General features: G+C 69.0%; 4 protein-coding genes and 1 pseudogene. 2 read left to right on the top strand and 3 right to left on the bottom strand.

The genetic code is table 11. The features are described 5' to 3' along the window. The coding region (locus FVW20_RS07135) for an HAD family hydrolase (protein ID WP_196608885.1) at positions 1-200 on the top strand (200 nt) is incomplete at its 5' end. 71 nt (positions 201-271) lie between these two features. On the opposite strand, the pseudogene FVW20_RS20130 reads toward FVW20_RS07135, so the two are convergent. Beyond that, positions 272-3,263: pseudogene (locus FVW20_RS20130) on the bottom strand (PAS domain-containing hybrid sensor histidine kinase/response regulator). 313 nt (positions 3,264-3,576) lie between these two features. Between FVW20_RS20130 and FVW20_RS07115 the strand changes: the two are divergent. Next, positions 3,577-4,167 (top strand): bacterioferritin, encoded by a 591-nt coding sequence (locus FVW20_RS07115; RefSeq protein ID WP_196608884.1) that lies wholly within the window; start codon positions 3,577-3,579, stop codon positions 4,165-4,167. 178 nt (positions 4,168-4,345) lie between these two features. On the opposite strand, the gene FVW20_RS07110 is transcribed toward FVW20_RS07115, so the two are convergent. Both FVW20_RS07110 and FVW20_RS07105 read right to left on the bottom strand, forming a co-directional pair. Continuing rightward, positions 4,346-4,672, bottom strand: a complete 327-nt coding sequence (locus FVW20_RS07110; protein WP_196608883.1) for a hypothetical protein — start codon at positions 4,670-4,672, stop codon at positions 4,346-4,348. 165 nt (positions 4,673-4,837) lie between these two features. Further along, a partial coding sequence (locus FVW20_RS07105) for an energy transducer TonB (RefSeq protein ID WP_196608882.1) occupies positions 4,838-5,191 on the bottom strand: 354 nt, incomplete at its 5' end.

Below are 5,191 nucleotides of genomic sequence, written 5' to 3'. Positions count from 1 at the left end.
TCGCCGCGGCCCGCGCGCTGGGGGTGGACCCGGCACACGCGGCCTTCGTGGGTGACAGCAACGTGGACATGCGCACCGCGCACGGCGCGGGCATGCTGGCCGTGGGCTGCCTGTGGGGCTTCCGGGGCGAGGCGGAACTGCGCGAGAGCGGGGCATCCTTGCTGCTGGCGCATCCGTTGGAGTTGCTGGAACATATCTAGCCGGGTGCGCCGTCCATGACTGCCCGCCGCTCGTTCGTTTCCCCGTCCCGCCTGGCCGGTCCCGCACGGGCCTAGTGCAGGCCCTTGGGCTCGCGTTCGCGCAGACCCTGTTCGCGGATGGCCCGCACGATGGCGCTGGCCAGCGTGGCGGCCTCCACGGGTTTGGTCAGGTAGCCGTCCATGCCCGCCGCCAGAAATTGTTCGCGATCGCCGCGCATGGCGTGGGCGGTCAGGGCGATGATGGGCGTTGCCGATCGCGCCCGCAGGGTGCGCGGGTCGATGCGGCGGTCTTGCAGGGCGTCGCGTCCCGCATCGTTTTCCGCGTCGGGTTCGGCCATCCCGGCGTGCAGGCCGCCATCCCCGCCCCGTGCCCCCCCCCTGCGCGCCATCCAGCGCACCATCATGCGCAAGGGCCCGCAGGCGGCGGGTGGCTTCCATCCCGTCCATGACCGGCATCTGGATGTCCATGAGCACGCAGTCGAAGTCGGCGGCCAGCAGCGCCTGCACGGCCCGTTCGCCGTTGTCGGCGGTGGTCACCCGCGCGCCCATGTTTTCCAGCAGCCGTGTCAGCGCCAGGCGGTTCACCGCGTCGTCCTCGGCCAGCAGGATGGTCCTGCCGCGCAGGGAAAGGGCGTCGGCGGCGGGCGGGTCGGCCACGGCCTCCCCCACCTTGTTCACGAAGCGGAAGGGCAGGCTGACGCTGAAGACGGTGCCTGCGTCCGGCGTGCTTTCCACGGCGACGGTGCCATGCATCAGCCGCACCAGCCGCCGCACGATGGGCAGCCCCAGCCCCGCGCCCTGATAGCGGCGGGTGCTGGCCGTCTCTGCCTGCACGAACGGTTCGAAGATGTCTTTCAGCCGGTCTTCGGCAATGCCTATGCCGGTGTCGCGCACGGTGAACACCACCCTGCACCCGCGCGAGCGCGATGCCTGCACCCGCCATGCCTCCACCGCCACTTCGCCCTGGTCGGTGAATTTCACGGCGTTGCCCACAAGATTGAACAGCACCTGGCGCAGGCGCATGGCGTCGCCGCGCAGGTGGCGGGGAATGCGGTCATCCACGTTTACCCGCAGTGACAGCCCGCGTTCGGCGGCGGGGCCTTCGAACAGGCCGCGCACCTCGTCCAGCACGGCCCGCGCCTCGAAGGGCTCGTCGTGCAGTTCCAGCTTGCCCGCCTCTATGCGGGAAAGGTCCAGGATGTCGCCCAGCAGCAGCCCCAGGCGGCGGCACGACTGGATGGCCGCGCTTGCGTACACCGTGCGCATGGCCTTGGCCGGGTCTGCCTGCAACAGTTGCAGCATGCCCATGATGCCGTTGAGCGGGGTGCGGATTTCGTGGCTCATGTTGGCCAGGAATTCGCTTTTGGTGCGGCTGGCCGCCTCGGCGGCCTCCTTGGCGCAGCGCAGTTCGCTTTCGGCCAGCTTGCGGGCGGAACTGTCGCGCACGATGGCCAGCAGCAGCGGGTCGTCGTCGGCCTCTTCCATCTCTTCCTTCTCTTGCATCAGGGCCATGCGCACCTCCACCGGCAGCGGCGTGCCGCCGCGCGTGCGGTGCGTGGTTTCGAAGGTGGCCTTGCGGGCGGATTCCAGTTCCGCGCGCAGCCGGGCGAAGCCGCGTTGATCGAGCCGTTCGTCGATGTCGAACAGGGTCATGCGCCGCAGTTGTTCGTGGGTATGGCCTGTCTGGTGTTCCGCCTCGGGGTTGGCGTCAAGGACATGGCCTGCGCCGTCCACCAGGTAGATGGCGTCGCCCGCGCTTTCCACCAGCATGCGCAGCCGCAGTTCGCTGTGGCGCAGGGCTTCTTCCGCCCGGTGCTGCTCGGTGACGTCGATGATGATGGAATACAGCAGCGGCTCGCCGTGCAGCACCAGGGTGCCGGTATTCGACTCCACGTCGCGGGTTGTGCCGTTGGCCAGGCGGTGGCGGAACCGGAAGCGTCGCTTCTCGCCCCGCGCCGCCGCCGAAAGTTCGCCGCGCAACGCCCCCGGCGACAGGGTGTTGATGTCCGAGATGTGCATGGTGCGCAGCACCTCTCGCGACCAGCCGTAGAATTCGGCGGCGGCTGGGCTGGCATCGCGGATGGCCTTGGTGGTGGGGTCGATGAGCAGGGCCACCACATGGTTGTTTTCGAACAGGCCCCGGTAGCGGGCCTCGCTTTGGCGCAGGGCCCGTCCGGCGCGCAGCCGTTCCAGTTCCGCCGTGGCGCGCCCGGCAAGAACACGCATCAGCGCCATGTCCTCGTCCGTGGGCGGGGCCAGGGGCAGGTCATGGAACACGGCCAGCAAGCCAAGCGGGTTGCCCCGCGCGTCGCGCAGGGCAAGGCCCATGTACGAGCGGATGCCCAGTGAGGCGTGCAGTTCGGCCTCGGGAAAGATGTCCTGCACGCCGTCGGGGTAGACGCACAGGTCCGGCGAATTGAGGGTGCGCGCGCAGGGGGTGCCGTGCAACGCATAGTCGAAGGGGTCACCGGGCGCGTCGCCCAGCCAGGCGGCCAGCACGCGCAGGTAGTCGCCGCCGCCTTTACCGCCGCCTTTACCGCCGCCGTGCGCCGCCTGACTGGCGTGACTGGCCTGACGGGGCTGCCTGGCCAACTCCCCAGGTTCACCCAATTCCCCGACAAGGGCGTAGCGCACCCCAAGGGCATGGGACAGTTGCTGCACCAGCATCCGGAAGAACTCCTGCTCCACCAGCGGCGAGGTGACCTGCACGATGCTGCGCAGGGTGTTTTCCGCCCGGTTCAGGGCGCGGCGGGTGCGACGAAGGTGCAGTGCCAGCCACAGCAACAGAGCGGCTGCCGGAAGGATGAACCCGGCGTCGGCGATGAGGCGCATCCACCAGGGGGCGGGGGGCTGCACGCCGGTGGCGGCGGCCAGTGATGGCTGTGCGGGCGGGGGGGCGGAACGCGTCGTTTCCGGCGCATGGAGAACGGGCTGAAGCGGCGCCGCGGTGCCCCATGCGGCAGTTGCCCGGCACGGAGGCGTCCCGCACAGCACGACAGCCAGGGCAAGGGCCACAAGCCGGACTGCAACGGATGCGGCCCCGTAATGATGCTCGCTGGGCATGGCGGTTCCCCTGATCGGGTGGCGCGCCGCAAGCGGCGCGGTGTGGTCTGCTGGTAGACTATACGCGAAATCACGAATTCCGCGATAGGAGAATGGGCATCGCGGATATGTATCACGTCGGCGCGGGAGGGCCGATGCTGTTCCGGACGCGCGTGGCCGGGCAGACAATGGCGGGCTCGACCGGAACCGTCATTCCGCTGTCGTCGGGCATGCCCGCACGTCCACGAAAATGATGCACCTTCGCCGTGCCTGTGGTAAGCGGAAGGTCAGGTGGTCAATACCCACCCCAATTCCCTGCAAAAGGAGCGGACGCATGAACAAAGCGACGAAACCGGCAAAGGCCAAGCCCGCAGCGGCGCCCCCCTCTCCGCGCGAGGCCCGCAAGGCCAGGGTCATCGAGGTGCTGAACAAGGCGCGCGCCATGGAACTGAACGCCATCACCCAGTACATGAACCAGCACTACGGGCTGGACAACATGGACTACGGGGCGCTGGCGGCGGACATGAAGCTGATCGCCATCGACGAAATGCGACACGCCGAGATGTTTGCCGAGCGCATCAAGGAACTGGGCGGCGAGCCCACCACCGAGCGCGAGGGCGACCTGGTCAAGGGCCAGGACGTGCAGACCATCTTTCCTTACGACGCCGGGCTCGAGGACGACACCATCGACGCCTACAACCAGTTTCTCCAGGTCTGTCGCGAAAACGGCGACAGCATCAGCATGAAGCTGTTCGAAACCATCATCGAAGAGGAGCAGGTGCACTTCAACCACTTCGACAACGTGGGCGAACACCTGAAGAACCTGGGCGACACCTATCTGTCGAAGATCGCGGGTACCTCTGCCTCCACCGGTCCTTCCACCAAGGGCTTCCTGATCAGCAAGGGCGGGGCGGCGACGGGGTAGCCCCGGCGCGCCCGCTCGGAAGGACGCGTCGTTTCCTCCCGCGGCAGGGAGGGTAGGCACGCCTTCGAACACCCGGACTTTGCGCCATACGGCGGCACGGCAACGTGCCGCCGTTTCCGTTGGTGGGGCGGAAGGCGGAAAGGCGGGGCTATGGCCCGCGCCGGAACGCGCGCAGCCGTTACTGGCAGACCGGCTTGGCGCCCGGCTGCTGCGCGGCCAGCCAGTCCACCACGGCGGGCTTTTCGGCTTCGCCGACCTGTGCGCCCTTGCCCATCATGCGGGTGACGGTGGTGTTCCAGGCGGCCTTGTCCTTGGCGCCCAGGTTGGCGCAGATGCGCTGGGTGTTGTGACACTTGGTGCAGGCGGACATGACGGTGCCCGCCGGGTCCTGCGCGGTGGCGGGATCGGCGAGCGAGAAGGCGGCAACTGCGGCGAGGGCGGCGGACACGGCCAGCATGGCAAGGCTGGCCGGCATCCGGCTGCGGCGGGTAGGCGTACGGCGCATGGGCGACTCCTTGGTTGAGGGGGATTGTCGCCAGTATACACGCGGGCGCGGCGGGCGCAACGGAATGATGCGCGGAAAGGGCATGGTCGTGGTGGATGGAGGCTCAGCGGAAGCTGCCGTGCCGCCTGCCCCGTGCATGCGCCTTGCCAGATGAAAACGCAGGCGTCAGCGGTGGGCCAGGTCGAAGCGCAGGGGCAGGTGCACCCATGTGGGCACCGGCCTGCCGTCGCGCCTGCCGGGGGTGAAGGACCAGCGGGTCACGGCGTCCAGGGCGCACTGCTCGAAGACGCCATCGGGCGATGCCTCCAGCACGGAAACGTGGAGGGCGTGGCCGCGCTCGTCCACCAGCAGGCGCAGCACCACCCGACCTCGGGTGCCGGTGCGCCGGGCATGGTCGGGATATTCCGGGGCCACCCTGCGGCGCACTGCGGGGCGCACGTCCACGTCGTGCATCGCATAGCCGAACGGGCCTGCACCGCCGGGGGCGCCAGTTTCGCGGGGCCCGTGGGTACCGGCCCC

It is taken from the genome of Nitratidesulfovibrio oxamicus (genome assembly GCF_015731765.1).
Classification (GTDB): Bacteria; Desulfobacterota; Desulfovibrionia; order Desulfovibrionales; family Desulfovibrionaceae; genus Cupidesulfovibrio; species Cupidesulfovibrio oxamicus.
The sequence above is the reverse complement of the archived record's forward strand: the minus strand, read 5'-3'. Positions and strand labels throughout refer to the sequence as shown.

Excerpts from the sequence above, each read along its gene's own strand:
- FVW20_RS07110 (WP_196608883.1), bottom strand. The coding sequence starts at position 4,672 with ATGCGCCGTACGCCTACCCGCCGCAGCCGGATGCCGGCCAGCCTTGCC.
- FVW20_RS07115 (WP_196608884.1), top strand. The coding sequence starts at position 3,577 with ATGAACAAAGCGACGAAACCGGCAAAGGCCAAGCCCGCAGCGGCGCCC.